The sequence below is a fragment of the Acidovorax sp. DW039 genome, assembly GCF_037101375.1.
Classification (GTDB): domain Bacteria; phylum Pseudomonadota; class Gammaproteobacteria; order Burkholderiales; family Burkholderiaceae_C; genus Acidovorax.
This window is the reverse complement of sequence record NZ_AP029019.1, coordinates 1,245,422-1,266,124: the sequence shown is the minus strand read 5'-3', so window position 1 is coordinate 1,266,124 and position 20,703 is coordinate 1,245,422. Positions and strand designations below refer to the sequence as shown.

At 63.3% G+C, this 20,703-nt stretch carries 22 protein-coding genes and 1 pseudogene; 9 read left to right on the top strand and 14 right to left on the bottom strand.

Translation table 11 applies throughout. From position 1 onward, the window contains the following. Positions 1–90: 90 nt before the first annotated feature. From AACH87_RS05675 to AACH87_RS05615, 13 genes and pseudogenes are all read right to left on the bottom strand, one after another. Complete coding sequence (locus tag AACH87_RS05675; RefSeq protein WP_338797784.1) at positions 91–996, bottom strand: carbohydrate kinase family protein; 906 nt, start codon at positions 994–996, stop codon at positions 91–93. Between the two features lie 32 nt (positions 997–1,028). Further along, entirely contained in the window at positions 1,029–2,129 is a 1,101-nt protein-coding gene (locus AACH87_RS05670) for a DUF3426 domain-containing protein (protein WP_338798862.1), read from the bottom strand. A gap of 498 nt (positions 2,130–2,627) precedes the next feature. After that, positions 2,628–2,693 (bottom strand): annotated as a pseudogene (locus tag AACH87_RS05665) (zinc-ribbon domain-containing protein); the annotation flags it as partial. Between the two features lie 52 nt (positions 2,694–2,745). Further along, positions 2,746–3,648 carry a 50S ribosomal protein L11 methyltransferase gene (gene prmA, locus AACH87_RS05660; RefSeq protein WP_338797783.1) on the bottom strand — a complete coding sequence of 301 codons (903 nt, stop codon included), beginning with the start codon at positions 3,646–3,648 and terminating at the stop codon, positions 2,746–2,748. Positions 3,649–3,745: 97 nt separating this feature from the next. Then, positions 3,746–5,095: an acetyl-CoA carboxylase biotin carboxylase subunit gene (gene accC / locus AACH87_RS05655; RefSeq protein WP_338797782.1), complete on the bottom strand. Its 1,350-nt coding sequence runs from the start codon at positions 5,093–5,095 to the stop codon at positions 3,746–3,748. Positions 5,096–5,102: 7 nt separating this feature from the next. Beyond that, positions 5,103–5,558 (bottom strand): acetyl-CoA carboxylase biotin carboxyl carrier protein, encoded by a 456-nt coding sequence (accB, locus tag AACH87_RS05650; RefSeq protein WP_338797781.1) that lies wholly within the window; start codon positions 5,556–5,558, stop codon positions 5,103–5,105. 146 nt (positions 5,559–5,704) lie between these two features. Further along, positions 5,705–6,301 (bottom strand): TlpA disulfide reductase family protein, encoded by a 597-nt coding sequence (locus tag AACH87_RS05645; RefSeq protein ID WP_338798861.1) that lies wholly within the window; start codon positions 6,299–6,301, stop codon positions 5,705–5,707. 29 nt (positions 6,302–6,330) lie between these two features. After that, on the bottom strand, positions 6,331–6,933 hold the full coding sequence (locus AACH87_RS05640) for a hypothetical protein (protein ID WP_338797780.1): 603 nt from the start codon (positions 6,931–6,933) through the stop codon (positions 6,331–6,333). A gap of 351 nt (positions 6,934–7,284) precedes the next feature. Further along, positions 7,285–8,286, bottom strand: a complete 1,002-nt coding sequence (locus tag AACH87_RS05635; RefSeq protein WP_338797779.1) for a tripartite tricarboxylate transporter substrate binding protein — start codon at positions 8,284–8,286, stop codon at positions 7,285–7,287. 153 nt (positions 8,287–8,439) lie between these two features. After that, on the bottom strand, positions 8,440–9,186 hold the full coding sequence (locus AACH87_RS05630; RefSeq protein WP_338797778.1) for an SDR family oxidoreductase: 747 nt from the start codon (positions 9,184–9,186) through the stop codon (positions 8,440–8,442). Between the two features lie 2 nt (positions 9,187–9,188). After that, on the bottom strand, positions 9,189–10,397 hold the full coding sequence (pcaF, locus tag AACH87_RS05625; protein WP_338797777.1) for a 3-oxoadipyl-CoA thiolase: 1,209 nt from the start codon (positions 10,395–10,397) through the stop codon (positions 9,189–9,191). Between the two features lie 30 nt (positions 10,398–10,427). Continuing rightward, complete coding sequence (locus tag AACH87_RS05620) at positions 10,428–11,078, bottom strand: 3-oxoacid CoA-transferase subunit B (protein WP_338797776.1); 651 nt, start codon at positions 11,076–11,078, stop codon at positions 10,428–10,430. A gap of 37 nt (positions 11,079–11,115) precedes the next feature. After that, positions 11,116–11,817 (bottom strand): 3-oxoacid CoA-transferase subunit A, encoded by a 702-nt coding sequence (locus tag AACH87_RS05615; protein ID WP_338797775.1) that lies wholly within the window; start codon positions 11,815–11,817, stop codon positions 11,116–11,118. A gap of 164 nt (positions 11,818–11,981) precedes the next feature. Between AACH87_RS05615 and AACH87_RS05610 the strand changes: the two genes are divergently transcribed. From AACH87_RS05610 to AACH87_RS05590, 5 genes are all read left to right on the top strand, one after another. Further along, positions 11,982–12,866, top strand: coding sequence for an IclR family transcriptional regulator C-terminal domain-containing protein (locus tag AACH87_RS05610; protein ID WP_338797774.1), 885 nt, complete (start codon positions 11,982–11,984; stop codon positions 12,864–12,866). Between the two features lie 72 nt (positions 12,867–12,938). Next, entirely contained in the window at positions 12,939–13,373 is a 435-nt protein-coding gene (locus AACH87_RS05605) for a DUF1841 family protein (RefSeq protein WP_338797773.1), read from the top strand. Between the two features lie 59 nt (positions 13,374–13,432). Further along, complete coding sequence (locus tag AACH87_RS05600; protein WP_338797772.1) at positions 13,433–13,894, top strand: hypothetical protein; 462 nt, start codon at positions 13,433–13,435, stop codon at positions 13,892–13,894. Positions 13,895–14,059: 165 nt separating this feature from the next. Beyond that, the gene (locus tag AACH87_RS05595) at positions 14,060–14,539 is read left to right on the top strand and encodes a DUF3429 domain-containing protein (RefSeq protein ID WP_338797771.1); all 480 of its coding nucleotides are present in this window, start codon (positions 14,060–14,062) and stop codon (positions 14,537–14,539) included. A 201-nt stretch (positions 14,540–14,740) separates the two neighbouring features. Further along, complete coding sequence (locus AACH87_RS05590) at positions 14,741–15,382, top strand: DUF4124 domain-containing protein (protein WP_338797770.1); 642 nt, start codon at positions 14,741–14,743, stop codon at positions 15,380–15,382. A gap of 111 nt (positions 15,383–15,493) precedes the next feature. Here the strand turns inward: AACH87_RS05590 and AACH87_RS05585 are convergent, their stop codons facing one another. Continuing rightward, positions 15,494–16,162, bottom strand: a complete 669-nt coding sequence (locus tag AACH87_RS05585) for a c-type cytochrome (protein WP_338797769.1) — start codon at positions 16,160–16,162, stop codon at positions 15,494–15,496. 105 nt (positions 16,163–16,267) lie between these two features. Here AACH87_RS05585 and AACH87_RS05580 point away from each other — a divergent pair, with 105 nt between their 5' ends. The 4 genes from AACH87_RS05580 (at position 16,268) to AACH87_RS05565 (ending at position 20,702) form a co-directional block, all read left to right on the top strand. Then, entirely contained in the window at positions 16,268–17,122 is an 855-nt protein-coding gene (locus AACH87_RS05580) for a MoxR family ATPase (RefSeq protein ID WP_338797768.1), read from the top strand. Positions 17,123–17,129: 7 nt separating this feature from the next. Then, positions 17,130–17,387: a hypothetical protein gene (locus AACH87_RS05575; protein ID WP_338797767.1), complete on the top strand. Its 258-nt coding sequence runs from the start codon at positions 17,130–17,132 to the stop codon at positions 17,385–17,387. Between the two features lie 79 nt (positions 17,388–17,466). After that, positions 17,467–18,654, top strand: coding sequence for a VWA domain-containing protein (locus tag AACH87_RS05570; RefSeq protein WP_338797766.1), 1,188 nt, complete (start codon positions 17,467–17,469; stop codon positions 18,652–18,654). A gap of 128 nt (positions 18,655–18,782) precedes the next feature. After that, positions 18,783–20,702, top strand: coding sequence for a BamA/TamA family outer membrane protein (locus AACH87_RS05565; RefSeq protein ID WP_338797765.1), 1,920 nt, complete (start codon positions 18,783–18,785; stop codon positions 20,700–20,702). Position 20,703: the final 1 nt, after the last annotated feature.

Here is a 20,703-nt window from a genome sequence, read left to right as displayed (position 1 = left end):
ATCATGCGCACCCACTGAAACTCCAAACGCGAGTCAGTCAGCGAATGGCATGGTTCAAGCCTCTGATCCATCAGAGGCTGAATGGGCATCTCAAGCGAAATCGGCAGGTGAAAAATCCAGCACGTAGTTTTGGGGCCCACGCTGAGCAATCTTCAATGCACCGACCCGATTACCCAGGGCAGCGCAACGGGTCAAAGGCCAGCCCTGCTCCAGGCCGAACAGCAGGGCTCCGCGCCAAGCGTCACCACACCCCGTGGGATCGACCACAGCGGCGGGCTTGACTGGCGCAATACGAGTGGACTGTCCATCCACCCAGACATCACAGCCCTCAGCCCCCAGAGTCACCACAAGCCCCTGCACCTTGCGGGAAATATCTTCCAGCGAGAGGCCCGTCCGGTCGCAGAGCATCTTGCCTTCGTAGTCGTTCACGGTCACCCAGGTGGCCTGCTCGATGAATCGCCGCAATTCATCGCCGTTGAACATGGGCAAGCCCTGCCCCGGGTCGAACACGAACGGGATTCCCGCCGCAGCAAACTGCGCCGCATGCTCCAGCATGGCATCCCGCCCATCGGGTGAAATGATGCCCACGCGCACCTGTGGGTGGGCATCAATCTTGGAGATGTGCGCCTGAGACATGGCACCCGGATGGAAAGCCGTGATCTGGTTGTTGTCACGGTCCGTCATGATCATGGCCTGCGCAGTGTAAGTGCCGTCCACCTGCCGCACGTAACGATCATCAATGCCCAGAGACTTCAAACGCTGCAGGTAGTCGGCTCCGTCGGTTCCCAAAGTCGCCATGGGCCAAGGATCACCACCCAGCAGCTTGAGGCTGTACGCGATGTTGCCTGCACAGCCTCCAAAATCTCTGCGCAACGAGGGCACCAGGAAAGACACATTGAGAATGTGCAACTGATCGGGGAGTATCTGCTCCGCAAAGCGCCCCTCGAAAGTCATGATGGTGTCGAAAGCCAGGGAACCACAAATAAGAGCAGCCATAGGAGGACAGAGAAAAGAGAAAAAGAAATTGCTCAGGGATAAAACGCCAGCAGGCGATACCCGGCGACCTTGGAACCACCGGTAGTCACCAGCACTGACACGGACGCAGTCCACTCACCGCTTGCGGCAAGCTCCTGAGGAGCACCCAACTCAGTCGGCATCAGCACGCGCCTGAGTACTGGTTGATCCTGCGCATCTGTCAGTGTCAACTCCACAGCCGGCATCTCCAGCGGAATGGAAGCGCGGCTTTTCATAGTCAGAGCGAGTACATAGCTATCGCCCCGGGCCTTGTTGAAAGCCGAGCTGTCGATCACGACATCGCTGATCTGACGCTGCGGTGCCAAGACGCACTCCAAGGGTTGACACAAGGCGTGCAACAGAGGTCGCAGGCGCGGCTCCATAGCGGCAAGACGGTTACGCTCGTAGACCGCCACTTGAGCCACCAAAAGCAAGAGCAGACTCAGGCCGACAAGACTGAGCGCCACACGAACCATCGGACGCCGCCAGAAAGCCCGACGCCGGGCCGCCTTGACGAAACTCACATCCTCCGTCGCCTCTTGAGAGGAAATCTCTTCCTCATCAGGAAATACGGAGGTATCCACGGCGTCGGCTGCACGCGACTCATCAGCCTTCTTCGCGACCGGGTCTGGCACAGCGGTGGGAAACTCCACAGAGGGTAAAGGTGGCTCCCCCAATGGATCCGTGGGCATATCCACCAAGGCTTCGCTGGCAAGCACTACCGGCTCCGATCCGGCCAGCACTCCGCCCTCCGAGCTGGGCTCGTCCGGGGCTGCTGACAAGCGCTTCGCGGGCAGCTCCAGCGGAGGGTACCCAGACTCGACTACCTTCTGGGATGGTGCATCGGTCCCGGTTCCAGAATGACTTGGTGCCTCCAGATCCACCGCGACCTCAAGGTCCTTCGCGTCTTCAGGCAGCAATGCGGTATCAGCAAAGTCCTCTGCGTAGGGCAGCTCGTAACCGCCCGGCTGCGGCACCGGCAATGACGACACCGGAACCTGTAATTCTTGGGGAGGAATCACCGGAGAAGCCGCCACATTCACACGCGGCGGTTCTTGCAGAACCAGCTCCAACATGTCTGCCGTGAGAACCCGGCTTTCCTCACGCTGTGGCACGACAGGCTCAGAAACAGAAACCTGGGGCGCAGGGGCGTCGCTAAGACGGCTGCGATCAGCCGACCAGGCAAACGGGGACAGAGGCTCAAGCCCCAACTCCTGCTCCGCTTTGCTTGGTGCAGAGCTTGCGGAGGTCAAAAAGGCCGGGGGAACCGGGGGAGGAACATCCAGTACCGGGGCTTGGCCCTGAGGGGTTTGCAACAAAGGCGAGACTGGATCACGCACCGTCCCGACGGGGTGTGATGCCGGCGAGGGAGGTAGCCCACCCTCCTTGATTGGAGCCAAGACCGATGGGGCAGCAGGAGTTGCAACCCTTCCGGTGGGTGCCGCGCCCCAGGCACGGGTCGATTCATCCGGTCGCGCCACAGGCATCGGCGGTGGTCGCACATCCGTCAAGGAGACATCCGGCAGCAGTGCTGGCGGCAGCGCAGGCATGAGGGACTGCGAGGCATCAAACACCTCTGCACAGTTGCCGCAGCGCACCCATCCTTCAGATATGCGCAACTGGTCCGCGACCACCTTGAACTGGGTCGAGCAAGCGGGGCAGCGTGTGATCTGGCTCATCTGCAATGGATTGTAGAGCGCGCGCCCCACAGCCCGCGGGGCCTGGCGAGGGTCAACGGCTGGCCGTCATCAAAATCCAGCCATCTTCAGAATCGGCCACCTGCAACTGCAGCCAAGGGCCGTAGGCCTCCTTCAACTCGTCAGCCTGGCGCTCCAGAATGCCTGCCAGCACCAGATGGCCGCCCGCAGCCACATGGCCACACAACAGTGGCGCCAAAACACGCAAGGGTGTTGCCAGAATATTGGCCAGCACCGTCTTGTATTCGCCTTGAGCCTTGTCTGGTAATCCGGCCTTGAGCTGCACGCCATTGGCCTGCGCATTCTGCAGTGTGGACTCCACAGCTGCAGGATCAATGTCCACAGCGTCAATATCCACTGCACCAAACTTGGCCGCACCAATGGCCAGAATGCCCGAGCCGCAGCCGTAGTCCAGCACGCGCCCAAGGGAGCTGACGCCGTCTGCGCCCACCGTACCGTTGCGCGCAATCCAGCGCAGGCACATGCGGGTGGTGGGATGGGTGCCCGTGCCAAACGCCAAACCAGGGTCCAGGCGAATGCTGCGCACCGCTTGCGCAGGCAGCTCATGCCAGGTCGGCACAATCCAGAAGTCGGGCGTGATATCGACCGGGGCAAACTGCGATTGGGTCAGGCGCACCCAGTCTTGCTCAGGCACTTCTGCCACGCCGAGCACCTGGCAACCTTCAAAGAAATCCTGCACCGCCAGCAGCTGGCGCGCTTCTTCTGCTGCATCTGCGGACGGGAACAGCGCCACCACACGGCTGCGCTGCCAGCCATCCTTGGGCGGAGGCATGCCTGGCTCACCAAACAGCGCCTGCTCTGCGTCGGTCTGCGCGTCAGCGTCCTCCACAGAAACGCTCAGCGCGTCCAGCGCATCCAGCGCATCGCTCACCGCTTCAATGCGGTCTTCAGGGCACATCAGGCTCAGCTCAAACATGGAAAACGCCTCTTTGCAAAAATGAAATGCTGGCACCTGTTTCCAAGTGCCAGCATGCAGGGTAACTCAGCGCCTCACAGCGCCTTTCTTCAACGCTTTAGCGTTTGTGTTGCGCCAGCCACTCTTCCAGGTAGTGGATGTTGGTGCCGCCAGCCATGAACTTGGCATCCACCATCAGCTCCCGGTGCAGGGGCACGTTGGTGTTGATACCTTCGATCACGGTTTCAGACAGTGCCGTGCGCATGCGGGCCAAGGCCTGCTCACGCGTGTCGCCATGAACAATGATCTTGCCGATCATCGAGTCGTAGTTGGGCGGCACGAAGTAGTTGGTGTACGCATGCGAATCCACACGCACGCCTGGACCGCCCGGTGGGTGCCAGGTGGTGATGCGACCAGGGGATGGAATGAACTTGTAGGGGTCTTCCGCGTTCACCCGGCACTCGATGGCATGGCCACGGATCTCGATCTGGCGCTGCGTGAAAGGCAGCTTCTCGCCCGCTGCCACCATGATCTGCGTCTTCACGATGTCCACACCAGTGATCCATTCGGTCACGGGGTGCTCCACCTGCACGCGGGTGTTCATCTCGATGAAGTAGAACTCGCCGTTTTCGTACAGGAACTCGAACGTGCCCGCACCGCGGTAGCCGATCTTCTTGCAGGCAGCCACGCAGCGCTCGCCGATCTTCTCGATCAGCTTGCGGGGAATGCCCGGGGCTGGCGCCTCTTCAATCACCTTCTGGTGGCGGCGCTGCATGGAGCAGTCACGCTCGCCCAGGTACACGGCGTTGCGGTGCTTGTCGGCCAGCACCTGGATTTCGATGTGGCGAGGGTTCTGGAGGAACTTCTCCATGTACACCGCAGGATTGCCGAAGGCCGCACCTGCCTCAGCCTTGGTCATCTGCACGGCGTTGACCAGCGCTGCTTCGGTGTGCACCACGCGCATGCCGCGGCCGCCGCCGCCGCCTGCAGCCTTGATGATGACCGGGTAGCCCACCGCCTTGGCAATGCGGCGGATCTGCACCGGATCATCGGGCAGCTCGCCGTCAGAGCCGGGCACGCAGGGCACGCCTGCCTTGATCATGGCTTGCTTGGCCGATACCTTGTCACCCATGATGCGGATGGACTCGGGTGTGGGGCCGATGAACTGGAAGCCACTCTTTTCCACGCGCTCGGCAAAGTCGGCATTCTCGGACAGGAAGCCGTAGCCGGGGTGAATGGCCTCAGCATCAGTCACCTCAGCCGCCGAGATGATGGCGGGCATGTTGAGGTAGCTCAGGGGCGAAGGCGCGGGGCCGATGCACACGGCCTCTTCGGCCAGCTTGACGTATTTCGCATCGCGGTCCGCTTCGGAATAGACCATGACGGCCTTGATTCCCAGCTCGCGGCATGCGCGTTGGATACGCAGAGCAATCTCTCCGCGGTTCGCAACCAGAATTTTCTTGAACATGGGCGCCTTATTCGATGACGAACAGCGGTTGTCCGTATTCCACGGCTTGGCCGTTTTCGCCCAGGATGCGGGTCACGGTGCCCGACTTGTCGGCCTCGATCTCGTTGAGGATCTTCATGGCTTCGATGATGCAGAGGGTCTCGCCCTCTTTGACCTGACTGCCCACTTCCACAAAGGCCTTGGCGCCGGGGCTGGACGAGCGGTAGAACGTACCGACCATGGGCGACTTGACCACATGACCTGTCGGGGCTGCCGCTGCGGGGCTGGGCAACTCGGCCACGGGTGCCGCGACAGGGGCTGCAGGTGCCACGGGGGCCTGTACAGGCGCTGCCACATATTGCTGAACCACGGCACCACCGCTCTTGACGATACGGACTTTGCCTTCGGCCTCGGTGATTTCGAGTTCGGAAACGTTTGACTCGGACACGAGGTCGATCAGGGTTTTGAGTTTTCGCAGATCCATGGAAGCTCCAACGGCTATAAAACTAAATAGGGCGCGAATTTACTCTAATTTCGCACTACCCCAGCCTTCCGGAGGTAATTTTCAATAACGTCGAGGTCAAACCAAAGCAAAAAAGAGGGTTTGAGCCGGTTCGAAAGCGCTGAAGATCAGCGCAAAGAGGACCACTGCTGCAGGTCCTGGACGGTCACTTGCCCCATTTTACGATGCAGCACCCGCCCCTCCTGCCCGAGCACGACCGTGAACGGAAGCCCCCCCGTCAGGTTGCCCAGAGAGCGGGCCAGATCCGTTCCGCCCAGCCCCGCAAGCCCTACCGGGAAGTCCAGCGGTAGGCGCTGCAAAAACTTGCGCACGGACGAAGGCTGGTCAATTGCCAACCCCACCACCTGCCAGCCTTTGGCGGCCTGCTCGCGATAAAAGGTGTTGAGCATGGGCAGCTCTTCCACACAGGGCGGGCACCAGGTGGCCCAAAAATTCAGCAGCACGGGCTTGCCCGCCAGCGCCTTCATGGCCAGCGGTGCGCCACCGGCGGGGGTTTCAAACTCCAACCCCCACAGCGCCGCTTCGGCCCCATCTGCCATGGCGTGGGGTTGCAGCCGCCACCATGCAATGCCCGCCCCGCCCGCAGCGGCCACACCAGCCACAGCGCCATACAGCCAGCGCCTGCGGGAGACACTGCTGGGCGCAGAAGAGGGTTGCGACGCAGAAGCCCCTTGCAGCGGCGGGACATTCTGGTTTGCCTGCATTTCGGGGTGGGGTTCTGATCGGAGTTCGGTCATGGTGCAGTTTCTTCCAGCAGACGGCGCACGGCGGTCACATCGCCGCGGGGAACGCGGCCCTTGGAGTCGGGGCGCAGGGCTCCGCGCAGGTCGTCCAGGTCATAGATCATCAGGTGCACGCCAATCATCTCGTTGAGTTCGGGGCATTTGCTGCCCAGACTCAGCGCCTCCACCGATTCGCCATGAAACCCGGTCACCGTGCGCGGTTCATAGTCCACATGGTGATCGATCAGCGCAATCTCGGCCGACTTGGGGTCATCACAGAACAGCTGGATATAGATATCAGACAGCCGCGTGGCCGTGCCGTGCCACACGGCCCCCGCAAGGTGGGGGCGAAACTCGGCCATGCGCCCCATCCACACCAGCGCCAACTGGCGCAGGGCGCGCAGCTCGCGCGGCTGGGTGTCGGCACAGAACAGGTCGATGTATTCACGCACCGCGGCCTCCACCTCGTCGTTGTCGGGCAGCGGGGTACGGGCGGGCAGGCCCATCTGCCGCACGGCGCGGCGCTTGGCCGGGCCCCATTCCAGGCCCTCCTCCACCACGATGCGGGCCGTGGTAGCTGCAATTTCGGCGCTGAGGGGGGTAGAGGTAGTCATGGGAAAACCCTGAGGAGATCGGCAGCCGCCATTGTGGCCCGAACACCGCCAGCACAGGGGCCGCACGCCCGTGTACGGCTGAGGGTCTTTGGAGGCCCAGCGCAGCGGCAAGGCACTAGTAGAACGACGCAGACGCTATCAAAAAGAAAGCAGCCTGCGCAATATCAGCAAGCTCCTGAGCGACATTCAGCTGCAAACTGCATCGCCCATGCAACGGCAGACCAGCCGCTGCCTCGATGGAAGCCGCGCCAGCTGGTCGCACCGACTACCGGTTTGGTATAAAAAACACTGCCAGCGCCCACTCCATAGGCGCAGGCAGCTATGTTTTTTGAAGCAAACAAAGCGTCAATCTCAATCCAGACTGGCCCCGGACTCCTTCACCACCTTGCCCCACTTCACGCTCTCGGCCTGGATGAAGGCAGCAAACTGCTCTGGCGTTTCGCTGACGGTTTCCGCGCCCTGCTCGTTGATCTTCTTCTTCACATCGGCCTGGTTCAGCACTTTGACCAGAGCCTTGTTGAGCTGGGCCACCACCGGGGCGGGCGTGCCTGCTGGCGCAAACATGCCAAACCATGATGTCGCTTCATAGCCGGGCACGCCTGCCTCGGCAATGGTGGGCACGTTGGGCAGCTCGGGCGAGCGCTTGGCGGTGGTCACGGCCAGCGGCACCAGCTTGCCGCTGCGCACATGCTGAATGGCCGAGGGCATGTTGTCGAACATGACAGCAATCTGGTTGCCCAGCAGATCCGTCACCGCCGGGGCGCTGCCCTTGTAGGGCACATGCTGCATGTCCACCTTGGCGAGGCTCTTGAACAGCTCGCCCGACAGGTGGATGGAGCTGCCGTTGCCCGACGAGCCGAAGTTCACCTTGCCGGGGTTGGCCTTGGCGTAGGCGATCAGGTCCTTCACCGACTTGAACGGCTGGTTGGGGTTGGCCACCAGCAGGTTGGGCACGTTGGCCACGCGGGTCAGCGGTGCAAAGTCCTTGATCGGATCGAAAGGCATCTTCTTGTACAGGCTGGCATTGATGGCGTGGGTGCCCACGGTACCCATGAACAAGGTGTAGCCATCGGGCATTGCCTTGGCTGCCGCCTGCCCACCGATGTTGCCGCCCGCACCCGCGCGGTTGTCCACGATGACGGACTGGCCCAGCTCGGTGGTCAGCGCCTGCCCGATGATGCGCGCCAGGATGTCGGTAGTGCCGCCCGCAGCGAACGGCACGATGATGGTGACGGGCTTGGTGGGGTAGCTTTGGGCCAGCGCGCCTGCGCTGCCCAGCAAGCCTGCACCAGCCAGAGCCGCGGCGGCCAGGGCAGAGAAGGCCTGTCGGCGTGTCGTTGAAATGCGGTTCATGGTGTTGTCTCCTTCAAAAGGTGGATGGAATCGGTGCATGGCGGCAGCAGCGGGCCGCGCCATGGCCTCAACCAGGGCTCTGCGGCCCCGGGCGAGAAAAGTGTTGCGCCCCTTGCTCAGGGGTTGGGAAATCCGTACTGGACGTGAGCTGCTTTAAACCGGTGCCACCCCCAGCGTGGTGCCGCCGCACACGTACAAAACCTGACCCGTCACAAAACCGTTGTCGGGCGACAGGAAGAACAGCGCCGCGCGCGCCACGTCGTCGGGCGTGCCCATGCGGCCCACAGCAATGCTATTGAGGATGCGCTCGGTTTGCGGCGCGCCCTCGGGGTTGCTCTGGCGGAACAGCTCCGTGGCAATCGGCCCAGGGCCAATCGCGTTGACGGTGATGCCATCTCCCCCCAACTCCATGGCCAGTGTGCGGGTCATGCCAATCAGGCCCGCCTTGGTGGCGGAGTAGACGATGCGGTCGCCCTTGCCCAAAGCAGCGCGGGACGACATGTTGACGATGCGGCCCTGCCCGCTAGCACGCAGCGTGGGCAAAAAGGCCTGCACCAGCAGCATGGGCGCACGCAGGTGCAGCCCCACCACGTCATCCAGCTGCGCGGTGGTGGCGGTGTCGATGGTGCCGGGGCGTGTGGCGCCCGCGTTGTTCACCAGCGCCGTCACGTTGTGCTTGGCCGCAATCTCGGCTGCGCGTTCGCGGGTTGATGCTTCATCGGTCAGGTCGCCCTGGTAGGACGTGAGCAGCGGGTGGCTCCAGGTGGGCAGCACGTAGTCCAGGTTGACCACGGCGCGTCCCTGGGCCAGCAGGGCTTCGGCAATGGCCTTGCCAATGCCGTTGCTGGCACCGGTGACGACGGTGACCGGGGTGACGGAGGTGCTGTTGTGTTCTGTCATGCTCACACGCGCTCCAAAATCACGGCAATGCCCTGGCCCACGCCGATGCACATGGTGCACAGCGCGTACTGGCCCGCGTGTTCGTGCAGGCGGTTGACGGCGGTGGTGACCAGGCGCGCGCCGCTGGCCCCCAGCGGGTGGCCCAGCGCAATGGCGCCGCCCCATGCATTCACACGCGCGTCATCGTCCTTGATGCCCAGGGCGCGCAGCACGGCCAGGCCTTGGGCAGCAAAGGCTTCGTTCAGCTCGATCACATCCAGGTGGTCGATGGTCAGGCCCGTCTGCGCCAGCACTTTCAGCGTCGCCGGTGTGGGGCCAAAGCCCATGATGCGCGGCGCCACACCGGCCACGGCCATGCCCACCACGCGGGCGCGGGGCTTGAGGCCGTATTTGGCAGCGTTGGCCTCATCGGCCAGCAGCAGCGCGCAGGCGCCGTCGTTCACGCCCGATGCGTTGCCCGCCGTCACCGTGCCGTCAGGCCGCACCACGCCCTTGAGCTTGGCCAGCGCTTCCAGGCTGGTCTCGCGCGGGTGTTCGTCCTGGCTGACGATGATGGCGTCGCCCTTCTTTTGCGGAATGTGCACGGGCACGATCTCGCGCGCCAGGTGACCGGCCTTGATGGCGGCCACGGCGTTGAGCTGGCTGCGCAGGGCCATCTGGTCCTGGGCTTCGCGCTCAATGCCAAAGTCCGTCGCCACGTTCTCGGCGGTTTCGGGCATGGAGTCCACGCCGTACTTTTCCTTCATCAGCTTGTTGATGAAGCGCCAGCCAATCGTCGTGTCATACACCGCGTTGTTGCGGCTGAAGGCGCTCTCGGCCTTGGGCATGACGAAGGGCGCGCGGCTCATGCTCTCCACGCCGCCCGCGATCATCAGGCCCGCCTCGCCCGCCTTGATGGCGCGCGCTGCGGTGCCGACAGCGTCGAGCCCCGAGCCGCACAGGCGGTTGATGGTGGCGCCGGGCACGTCGATGGGCAGGCCCGCGAGCAAGCTGCTCATGTGGGCCACGTTGCGGTTGTCTTCACCCGCCTGGTTGGCGCAACCGTAGAGCACGTCGGTCACCGCCGCCCAGTCCACGCCGGGGTTGCGGTCCATCAGCGCCTTGATGGGGATAGCGCCCAGGTCGTCGGTGCGCACGCTGCTCAATGCACCGCCGTAGCGACCAAAGGGCGTACGGATGGCGTCGCAGATAAAGGCTTGGGGTTGGCTCATGGGTTTGTCTCCTGGAATCTGAATACGGAATCAGGCCGCGGGGCGGATGGGCAGGCCCACCAACTGCTCCAGCTCGGCCAGCGACAGGCCGGGCACGGTGTCGATGAGTTGCAGGCCTGTGGGGGTGCAGGCCAGTGTGCACAGATCGGTGTAGATGCACTTCACGCAGGCGACACCGGTGAGGGGGTAGGTGCACTGCGTGACCACCTTGCTCGCGCCCTGCTTGGTGAGCAAATCCATCATCACCCAGGTCTGCTTGGCACCAATGGCCAGGTCCATCGCCCCGCCCACTGCGGGAATGGCCCCGGGCTCGCCCGTGCTCCAGTTGGCCAGGTCACCCGTGGCGCTGACCTGAAAGGCGCCCAGCACGCAGATGTCGAGGTGGCCGCCGCGCATCATCCCGAAGCTGTCGGCGTGGTGAAAGTACGCGCCGCCGGGCAGCAGCGTCACCGGCTGCTTGCCCGCGTTGATGAGGTCGTAATCCTCCTGCCCCGCAGCGGGTGCCGGGCCCATGCCCAGGATGCCGTTCTCGCTTTGCAGGATGACTTCGCGCCCCTCAGGGATATGGTTGGCCACCAGGGTGGGCTGGCCGATGCCCAGGTTGACATAGGCACCGTCGTGGATGTCCTGCGCCACGCGGCGGGCGAGTTCGTCTTTGCTCCGTTTTTGATAGCTACTCACGCTTTCTCCTTGTGCGCCAGAGGCATTTTTTATGTAATCAGGCGGTCTTCTTGAAGCCGCCTGCCTGCGTGGCAGTGCGCTCAATCTTCAACACATGGCTCACGTAGATACCCGGCGTGACGATGGCTTCGGGGTCCAGCGCCCCCAGCTCCACCACTTCGTGCACGGTGGCGATGGTGGTCTTGGCGGCGGTGGCCATCACCGGCCCAAAGTTGCGGGCCGACATGCGATAGGTCAGGTTGCCCCAGCGGTCACCCTTCTCGGCCTTGATCAGAGCCACATCGCCGTGGATGGGGTACTCCAGCACGTAGTGCTTGCCATTGATCTCGCGCGTTTCCTTGCCAGCCGCCAATTCCGTGCCATAGGCCGTGGGGCAGAAGAAAGCGCCGATGCCCGCGCCCGCAGCGCGCAGCCGCTCGGCCAGATTGCCCTGGGGCACCAGCTCCAGCTCCAGCTTGCCGCTGCGGTACAGCTCGTCGAACACGTAGCTGTCCACCTGGCGCGGAAAGCTGCAGATGATCTTGCGCACCTGCCCGGCCTTGAGCAGCGCAGCCAGCCCTTGGTCGGCATTGCCTGCGTTGTTGTTCACCACCGTCAGGTCGCGCGCGCCGTGTTCGATCAGGGCGTCAATCAGCTCGCCGGGAATCCCCGCCGTGCCAAAACCGCCAATCAGCACCGTGGCACCATCGCGCACCCCGGCCAGCGCTTGTGCGGCCGAGTCGGCTATCTTGTTGATCATGAATCCTTGTCTCCTGCAAAACGGATGGATGGGGCGAGCACCCCGGCACCAAAACTTGGGCACGAACCGAAAGCCCCATCGGCACATCGATTCAAAGCACCTGCATCAAATGTTCGCATATAGAACATTTGTTCGTATAATGAATTATAGAGACTGAATCCACCATGCCCACCCCTGAAAACCCCGAGGCCACCTCGGGCTTGCCTGCGTCCGCCTCTTCATCGGCCGCTTCCGCAGACGCTTCCTCAGCCCCTGCGGCGGCCGAGCCACCCAGCGCGCCCAAGCCGGGCGACAGCTATGTGCAATCGTTCGCACGGGGGCTGGAGGTCATCTGCTCGTTCAGCGCCAGCGCACCCCAGCAAACCCTGAGCGAGGTCGCCGCCCAGACGGGCCTGACCCGCGCCGGGGCGCGGCGCATCCTGCTCACGCTGCAAACGCTGGGCTATGTAGAGACCGACGGCAAGCTGTTCCGCCTCTCGCCGCGCATCCTGGACCTGGGCTTTGCCTACCTGTCGTCCCTGCCCATGTGGAACCTGGCCGAGCCGGTGATGGAAGACCTGGTCGAGCAGGTGCGCGAGTCGTCATCGGCCGCCGTGCTCGATGGGCTGGACATCGTCTACGTGCTTCGCGTGCCCACCCACAAAATCATGCGCACCAACCTGGGCGTGGGCTCACGCCTGCCCGCGCCGTGGACATCCATGGGCCGCGTGCTGCTGGCGGGGCTGAGCGACGATGAACTGCAAGCCCGCCTGTCCACACTGGAGCTGCACCCCTTCACCGCCCACACCGCCGCTGACCTGCCCACGCTGCTCGAACGCATCCGCCAGGCCCGCACCCAAGGCTGGTGCCTGGTGAACCAGGAGCTGGAAGAAGGCCTGATCTCGATTGCCGCGCCGCTCACCAACCGCGCCGGGCAAACCGTGGCGGCCCTCAACATCAGCGGCCAGGCCAACCGCACCAGCGCCGAGCTGATGCAGCAAACCCTGCTACCCCCGCTGCTGCGCGCCGCGCAGACCATCTCGCGCATGATGGGTGCGGCACGGCGCTGACCCGCCCCCCATCCCCATCCACATGCCCCCCGGCCCTGCCAGGGCTGGGTGTGCGTGCTACCCTCCCAGCCCATGTTCAACCCCTCTCAAGCCGATGTGCGCCGCTTTCTGTGCGGTGTGCACGCCAAAGCCCAAAGCGGCGCGCCCATGGAAGCCATCGAAACGCTGGCCAGCCTGTGGATTGCCGAGCACCCCGAGTACCACGCCGACCTGTCGGACGTGGACGCAGCCATTGCCCGCAACTACGACGAGACGCCACAGCAGACCAACCCGTTTCTGCACCTGTCCATGCATCTGTCGATCAGCGAGCAGTGCAGCATTGACCAGCCACGCGGCATTCGCCAGGCGGTGGAACTGCTGGCCAAGCGGCTCGACTCGCTGCACGACGCGCACCACGCTGCCATGGAGTGCCTGGGCGAGATGCTGTGGGAAAGCCAGCGCTCGGGCCGCCCACCCGATGGCAATGCCTACATCGCAGCCGTGCAACGCCGCGCCACCCGCGACTGAAGCCTCGCCGCCATTGCTGACCAGACCACGAACGGCATCCCCCTGCTGGGCTTGAACCGATGCTTCACTACCTGCTCCACGCGTCTGAGGTGCCGTGGCAAGACCAGTTGCTCTACGCTGGCATCTTCGTCGCAGCCATTGCCCTTGTTTTTCTGGTCCTGTGGTGGCGCAGACGTGCGGCGCACCCTCGGCGGGGTGATTTCGCTGCTTTGGTGGAGCAACCCGACGTGGCTCAGGCCCTGGCTGCGCAGGAAGAGAGCCCACTGAGCGATGCAGCGCATGCCTGGCAGCAGACAAGGCACACCATGGCGAACGTCAAGACCGGGGTGGAACGGTTTCTGGCCTTGATCTGGGCCCTGCTCAGTGGCCTGCTGTGTGCCATCAGCGTGTCTGCCGTGATCAGCGACCTCTGGAAATTCCCGGCCGTGGACTGGCGCCTGTTTGCCTTCTACGCCGTGCTCGGTGTTGTGTCTGCCTGGTTCACCCGCGTGCAATGGCGTGACTTTCGCGGGCGCACATAACGGCCTTCACACGCGAGGGGCACGAGCGCGCTTGACGGTATGAGAGCCTGTTGACGATCTGCCGTCCGCCCTACAGCACACCTGCCCGCAACGGAGACTCTGACCACACGGTCCACTCAAGAGTCCCGGTTTGCAGACAATTCCGCCTTACCCACCGGAGGCACGATGCAAACCACACCTGCAACCCCACCATCAGCAACCCCATCGCTGCCGCCACAACTGCCCACGCCCGTCGCATACCTGGGTTATGGCGGGCTGCTGCCCTTCGTGGCGCTTGCCCTGGTGGGTTGGTGGGCACCCGGCACCCCGTTGTGGGCCACGGCCCTGATGGGCTACGGCGCAGTCATCCTGAGCTTTGTGGGCGCGCTGCACTGGGGCCTAGCCATGGCACTGCCGGACCTGGATGAGGCAGAGCGCACACGCCGCTTTGTCTGGAGCGTGGTGCCCTGTCTGCTGGCATGGCCCGCACTGTTGCTGCCCCCGCAGATGGGCGCCCCCTTGCTGATGGCAGGCTTTGCCGCACACCTGTGGCAAGACCACCGGCTTGCACGCCAAGCCACCCTGCCCACCTGGTACCTGCCACTGCGCTGGCGCCTCACGGTGGCTGCCTGCGTGTGCTTGGCACTGGGTGCGGCAGCGGCCTGATGACCCTTGCACACAGCTCGTTCACCAAGCCGCTTCAGCTATCTATTTGATAGCTGCCTGCGCTTGATTGATAAGCGCAACGGGCGATTTCTGCCTAGATGCAGAAATACGACAAGACCGCTGTGTGACATACGCCCCATGCAGGCAACTGGCTACACTCCGTTGACTTTTTTGGCAGCCATCAACCAAGGGCCGTACACCATGTCTTTCCTCTCTACACGCAGTCTGCTGGCGGCTGCCATGCTGGTCGGCACCGGCCTGTCGTCTGCCCAGGCGGGCAATCTTTTCAAGTGCACAGACGGCAGCGGCCAGGTGGTCTACTCTGACCGCGCCTGCGCCAGCGAGGCTCCCAAGCCTTCAGCCGCTGCCACCGCTGCTGGCAAAAATGCGGCCAGTTTCAGCAACGCCGCCGTCAAGGGCAAGATCACCGAGGCCGCCATCGCCGCTATCCTGCGGCAGGCCATCGATCTGGGCACACGCGGCGACTACAAAGGCCAGTGCGCCCTGGCTGCGCCAGACATAGCCTTCTCCATCACCGACACCTCAACCAAGCCCCCCAGCACCATGTCGGGCAAACGCAAGGAACTGTGCGAGCTGCAGCGCACCTCTGCCCAGACCCTGGCATCCAATGGTCTGCGGGCCAGCGTGCAGCAATCTGGCGTACAGATCAAGATCAGCGCTGACGGCACACAGGCCACGGCCAAGCACACGCATACGACAACCGTGAAGGAGGATGGCGACGTGGTGATGGTGCAGACCTGCCAGCAAGATGATGCGTTTGGCATCTACGACGGCAAGATCCTCTACAACAGCGTGCGTTCCGTCTGCAAGCAGACCTCCTGACCGCGAGGCACCACGCAAGACCCCAACAAAAAGGCCCGCAGATGCGGGCCTTTTTGTTGGGGGGTAAGTAATGGTCGCGGTGTCAGACCTGCGATACCTGACCGCTGAAAGTCATCGGCGGAAGCGCGACTGGGGCACCACCTGCAGGTCGCCCTCCACGGTGCCCAGGTAGTTTGCAAGTGCCTTGAGTTCCGCGTTGGTGAACTGCTTGGCGACACCGCCCATGATGGCGTTGTTGCGGCCCACATTGGCGTTGCCCGCATCAGCCTTGTACGACTTGAGCGCTACGAACAGATAGTCGGAATGCTGGCCCGCAATCTTGGGGTAAGAGGGATCGATGGGCTTAGCGAAGTTGTCGCCGTGGCAGGACACGCATGCGCCCTTCTTCAGCAACTCAGCCACTTGGGCGCTGGGTTCGCGTGTGGGCTTGGCAGGCAGCTCAGTGGCCTTCTTGCCGTGCTGTTCGTAGTAGGCAGCCACATCGGCGATGTCCTGGTCGGACAGCGAATCGGCAATGCCACGCATGGTGGGGTGCTTGCGGTCGCCCTTCTTGTAGGCTTCCAGCGCAGAGGCAATGTACTTGCCGCTCTGGCCCGAAATCATGGGCACCTTGTGCACTTCAGGAAAGCTGGCCTGATAGCCGGGAATGCCGTGGCAACCGATGCACATGGCAATCTTCTTTTCGCCCGCGTTGATGTCACCCTTGACTTCCTGAGCTTGAGAAACAGCGGTCACAGAAGCGACAGCCAAGGCAAATATCGTGGTCAGCGTTTTGTTCATTTTGCGCGCACAATCTCGTGGAAGTTCGGTTCTGGGCCCCGCTCGGCGTTTGATTATACCGAGCACCTGTCAAGCCCATTCATCAACGATTCGGTGATTTCCCTTATGAAATTTCACGGTTCCCAGAATTACGTAGCCACCCAGGATTTGATGTTGGCAGTGAATGCCGCCATCACCTTGCAACGCCCTTTGCTCATCAAGGGCGAGCCCGGCACCGGCAAGACCATGCTGGCCGAAGAAGTGGCCCAGGCCCTGGGCATGCCGCTGCTGCAATGGCACATCAAATCGACCACCAAGGCGCAGCAAGGGTTGTATGAATACGACGCCGTGAGCCGCCTGCGCGACAGCCAGCTCAATGATGGAGACAGCGCCGAACGTGTGAAGGACATCCGCAACTACATCGTGCAGGGCGTGCTGTGGCAGGCCTTCACGGCCGATCAGCCTGTGGCGTTGCTGATCGATGAAATCGACAAGGCCGATATCGAGTTCCCCAACGACCTGCTGCGCGAGCTGGATCGCATGGAGTTCTATTGCTACGAAACGCGCGAGCTCATCCGCGCCAAGCACCGGCCCCTGGTGTTCATCACCTCCAACAACGAGAAGGAACTGCCCGACGCCTTCCTGCGCCGTTGCTTCTTCCACTTCATCAAGTTCCCTGATGCCGACACGATGCGCCAGATCGTGAACGTGCACTTCCCCACGCTCAAGAGCGACCTGCTCACCGTGGCGATGAAGACGTTCTACGAGGTGCGCAACCTGCCGGGTCTGAAGAAGAAGCCATCGACCAGCGAGCTGATCGACTGGCTCAAGCTGCTGGTGGCCGAAGACATTCCACTCGAAGCCCTGCAAAGCGCAGACAACAAGGTGTCGGTGCCGCCGCTGGTGGGCGCGCTGCTCAAGAACGAGCAGGACGTGAGCCTGTTTGAAAAGCTGGTGTTCATGAACCAGCGCAACCGCTGAGACCACCATGAGCGAGACCCGGCGCCTGCTGGTGGAAGGCCTGTCGGACGCGGTGGGCTTTGTAGGCGGCGCGCTGGCGGGCTATGGTCTGGCATGGCTGATGGGGTTTGACATTTTTGCCCCCGGCTATGGCCCGGCGAGTCTGCTGGGAATTGCACTGGTGGGCCTGGGCGGCGGCCTGGGGCTGCACGGTGCGCGGCGCTGGCGGGCAGCGCAGCCACCTTCGGACACATCCACCCCACCAGCGCCCAAGGACAAAGGCTGACACGGGTTGCATCACCCGAACGCCACCGCTATTGATTTAAGAGCAGCCACCGCACATCCACACAGCGCGAGAGGCCCCTATGCTGATTGATTTTTTCTACACCCTGCGCGCGGCCAAGCTGCCCGTGTCCGTGAAGGAATACCTCACCCTGCTCGAAGCCCTTCAGGCCGGGGTGGTGGGGCCGCGCTCTGACGACGCGTGGAGTCTGGACGACTTCTACAACCTCTCGCGCCTCACGCTGGTCAAGGACGAGAAGCACTACGACAAGTTCGACCGGGCCTTCGGCGCCTACTTCAAGGGCGTGGAGATGGTGGCCGACTTCACCAAGGAAATCCCCGCCGACTGGCTGCGCAAAGTGCTGGAGCGGGAGCTGACGCCTGAGCAAAAGGCCGCCATCGAGAAGATGGGCTGGGACGAGCTGATGGAGACGCTGAAGAAGCGCCTGGAAGAGCAGAAAGAACGCCACGAAGGTGGCAACAAATGGATCGGCACCGGCGGCACCAGCCCCTTTGGCCACGGCGGCTACAACCCGCAGGGCGTGCGCATTGGCGGCGCGGGCAAGAACAAGAGTGCGGTGAAGGTGTGGGAGCAGCGCGCCTATCGCGACTATGACGACCAGCAGGAATTGGGCACCCGCAACATCAAGGTCGCGCTGCGCAGGCTGCGCAAGTTTGCGCGCGACGGGCACGAGATGGAGCTGGACCTGCCGGACACCATTCGCAGCACAGCAGCCAACGCGGGCTACCTGGACATCAAGATGATTCCCGAGCGGCACAACAACGTGAAAGTGCTGCTGCTGATGGACGTGGGCGGCACGATGGATGAGCACATCCAGCGTGTGGAGGAGCTGTTCAGCGCCGTCAAGAGCGAGTTCAAGCACCTGGAGTTCTACTACTTCCACAACTGCGTGTACGACTTCATGTGGAAGAACAACAAACGCCGCTTTGCAGAGAAGTTTCCGACCTGGGACATCATCCGCAAGTACAACAAGGACTACAAGTTGATCTTTGTGGGCGATGCCACCATGAGCCCCTACGAAATCCTGCAGCCCGGCGGCAGTGTGGAATACAACAACGAAGAACCTGGGGCCGAATGGATTCAGCGCCTCACGCACGCCTTCCCGAAGTTTGCGTGGATCAACCCCGAGCCCCAGGGCGTGTGGCAATACCGCCAGAGCATCAGCATCATCCAGCAGCTTATTGGCAACCGCATGTTTCCACTCTCGCTCAAGGGGTTGGAAGAGACCATGCGACTGCTGTCCAAATAAAGCCTCTGCCGGTGTAAGTCACGCGCGGCAACGCGCCGATGCTGTCCTACAGAAACGGAGGCCTTTTCAAGGCATAGTGCCGGGGGCAGCGGCAGTCCATACTTATCTGCTGCCCTGCCTTTAGCGACATGAATTTTTCTCTTCCTTTTTCCGTGGAGCGCGCCCTGGCCAGGGCCCAGGCGCAGTCCCATCCAACGCCGGCCGCTTGGTCGGCGTTGCTGCTTTGTGGCGTGCTGGGTTTGTCTGGCTGCAGCCTGCTGCCCGGCAAGCAGACCGAGCGCAAGGACGATGCTGCCGCCGTGACCACCAACGACGCCCAGCCCACCTTCACCCTGGAGGTGAACGCACCGCCTTCCGTGCGCGAGATGCTGGAGCGGCATCTGGAGCTGCAGCGCTTTCGGCAACTGCCCGATCTGCAGGCCGAAGAATTGCGCCGTTTGCTGCATGCCGCAGACGCCAACGCCCGCGAACTGCTGGGCACGCTGGGCTACTTTGCGCCGGACATAGCCATCCAGGTGCGCGAAGTTGCACCGCCCGCGCCCCGCTATGCGGTAACCATGACCGTGGAGCCTGGCACGCAGACGCGTATTGCACAGGCCGACATCCGCTTTGCCGAAGGGGCGGAGACCGAGCCCGGCGCACGCGTGCGCCAGCTCGAACGTGTGCAGCGCGACTGGGCCTTGCCCGCAGGCAGCCCCTTCACCCAATCGGCGTGGGACGACGCCAAAAAGGCAGGCCTGCGCCAACTGCAGGTGCGCCGCTACCCCACCGCAAGCATTGCCAGCAGCCGTGCCGAGGTGGACGCTGACACCCATGAGGCCAATCTGGCAGTGACCTATGACCCGGGCCCCGCCTTCCGCTTTGGCACGCTGCAGGTGCGCGGCAACGAGCGGTACAGCCCCGAAGGCGCCCGCCGCCTGGCCCGCGTGCCCACCGGCAGCGTCTACGATGAGGCCGAACTGCTGGATGCGCAGCAGCGCCTGGCCAGCAGCGGGTATTACGACGCGGTGTTCCTCACGCTGGACACCGAAAGCCCCAACCCGCAAGCCGCCCCGGTGATTGCCCAGGTGCGCGAAGCCAAGCTGCAGAAGCTGGTGTTTGGCGTGGGTGTCTCCACCGACAGCGGCCCGCGTCTGTCCATCGACCACAGCCACAACCAGTTTCCCGCCGATGGATGGCGTGCCGTCAACAAGCTCTCGCTGGACAAGAACGCGCAGCAGATTGGCACGGGCTGGACCGCCCTGCCCGATGACAACGGCTGGCGCTGGTTCACCTCAGGCCTGGCACAGCGCCAGCAGACGGGTGACTACGACGTCAACAGCGTGGAAGTGCTGGGGGGCCGATCCAAAAGCACCAAGAGCATCGACCGCACGTACTACCTGCGCTACGACACCACCCGCGCCCAGGGCCTGAATGCCCCGGCAGACAGCGCGGCACTGAGCGTTAACTACGGCTGGACAGGCCGCTACTTCAACAACAACACTGCGCCCACACGCGGCTATGGCATTGCTGTGGAACTGGGAGCAGGCGTCACCCTGCGCCCTGAGCGCACGCCCTTTACCCGCACCCTGGTGCGGTGGCAGTCGTTCTTCCCCGCAGGGCGGGTGGAAGCCGCCGATGGCGTGGCACGCAACGCCCGCCTGTCACTGCGCACCGAAGTCGGTGCCGTGGTGGCGCGCAGCAGCGCCGAGATCCCGGTCACCCAGCTCTTCCTGACCGGTGGCGACACCACCGTGCGCGGCTATGGCTACCGCGCCATCGGTGCCCGCACCAGCAACAACCAGCTCTACGGAGGCCGCTACATGGCCGTGGCCAGCGTGGAATGGCAACGCCCCATCGTCTACGGCGGCAACATGACCGACTGGGAAAACACCCTGTTTGTAGACGCCGGTGCCGTAGCCGACCGCGTGGGCGACCTGGACCCGCGCGTGGGCGTAGGCACGGGCGTGCGCTGGCGCAGCCCCGTGGGGCCCCTGCAGGCCGATCTGGCCTGGGGCGTGCAATCCAAAAAACTGCGGCTGCACCTGCGGCTGGGGTTCACTTTCTGAT

Coding starts and splice junctions, on each gene's coding strand:
- AACH87_RS05675 (WP_338797784.1), bottom strand. CDS start 996: ATGGCTGCTCTTATTTGTGGTTCCCTGGCTTTCGACACCATCATGACT.
- prmA (WP_338797783.1), bottom strand. CDS start 3,648: ATGTTTGAGCTGAGCCTGATGTGCCCTGAAGACCGCATTGAAGCGGTG.
- accC (WP_338797782.1), bottom strand. CDS start 5,095: ATGTTCAAGAAAATTCTGGTTGCGAACCGCGGAGAGATTGCTCTGCGT.
- accB (WP_338797781.1), bottom strand. CDS start 5,558: ATGGATCTGCGAAAACTCAAAACCCTGATCGACCTCGTGTCCGAGTCA.
- AACH87_RS05645 (WP_338798861.1), bottom strand. CDS start 6,301: ATGCAGGCAAACCAGAATGTCCCGCCGCTGCAAGGGGCTTCTGCGTCG.
- AACH87_RS05640 (WP_338797780.1), bottom strand. CDS start 6,933: ATGACTACCTCTACCCCCCTCAGCGCCGAAATTGCAGCTACCACGGCC.
- AACH87_RS05635 (WP_338797779.1), bottom strand. CDS start 8,286: ATGAACCGCATTTCAACGACACGCCGACAGGCCTTCTCTGCCCTGGCC.
- AACH87_RS05630 (WP_338797778.1), bottom strand. CDS start 9,186: ATGACAGAACACAACAGCACCTCCGTCACCCCGGTCACCGTCGTCACC.
- pcaF (WP_338797777.1), bottom strand. CDS start 10,397: ATGAGCCAACCCCAAGCCTTTATCTGCGACGCCATCCGTACGCCCTTT.
- AACH87_RS05615 (WP_338797775.1), bottom strand. CDS start 11,817: ATGATCAACAAGATAGCCGACTCGGCCGCACAAGCGCTGGCCGGGGTG.
- AACH87_RS05610 (WP_338797774.1), top strand. CDS start 11,982: ATGCCCACCCCTGAAAACCCCGAGGCCACCTCGGGCTTGCCTGCGTCC.
- AACH87_RS05605 (WP_338797773.1), top strand. CDS start 12,939: ATGTTCAACCCCTCTCAAGCCGATGTGCGCCGCTTTCTGTGCGGTGTG.
- AACH87_RS05600 (WP_338797772.1), top strand. CDS start 13,433: ATGCTTCACTACCTGCTCCACGCGTCTGAGGTGCCGTGGCAAGACCAG.
- AACH87_RS05595 (WP_338797771.1), top strand. CDS start 14,060: ATGCAAACCACACCTGCAACCCCACCATCAGCAACCCCATCGCTGCCG.
- AACH87_RS05590 (WP_338797770.1), top strand. CDS start 14,741: ATGTCTTTCCTCTCTACACGCAGTCTGCTGGCGGCTGCCATGCTGGTC.
- AACH87_RS05585 (WP_338797769.1), bottom strand. CDS start 16,162: ATGAACAAAACGCTGACCACGATATTTGCCTTGGCTGTCGCTTCTGTG.
- AACH87_RS05580 (WP_338797768.1), top strand. CDS start 16,268: ATGAAATTTCACGGTTCCCAGAATTACGTAGCCACCCAGGATTTGATG.
- AACH87_RS05575 (WP_338797767.1), top strand. CDS start 17,130: ATGAGCGAGACCCGGCGCCTGCTGGTGGAAGGCCTGTCGGACGCGGTG.
- AACH87_RS05570 (WP_338797766.1), top strand. CDS start 17,467: ATGCTGATTGATTTTTTCTACACCCTGCGCGCGGCCAAGCTGCCCGTG.
- AACH87_RS05565 (WP_338797765.1), top strand. CDS start 18,783: ATGAATTTTTCTCTTCCTTTTTCCGTGGAGCGCGCCCTGGCCAGGGCC.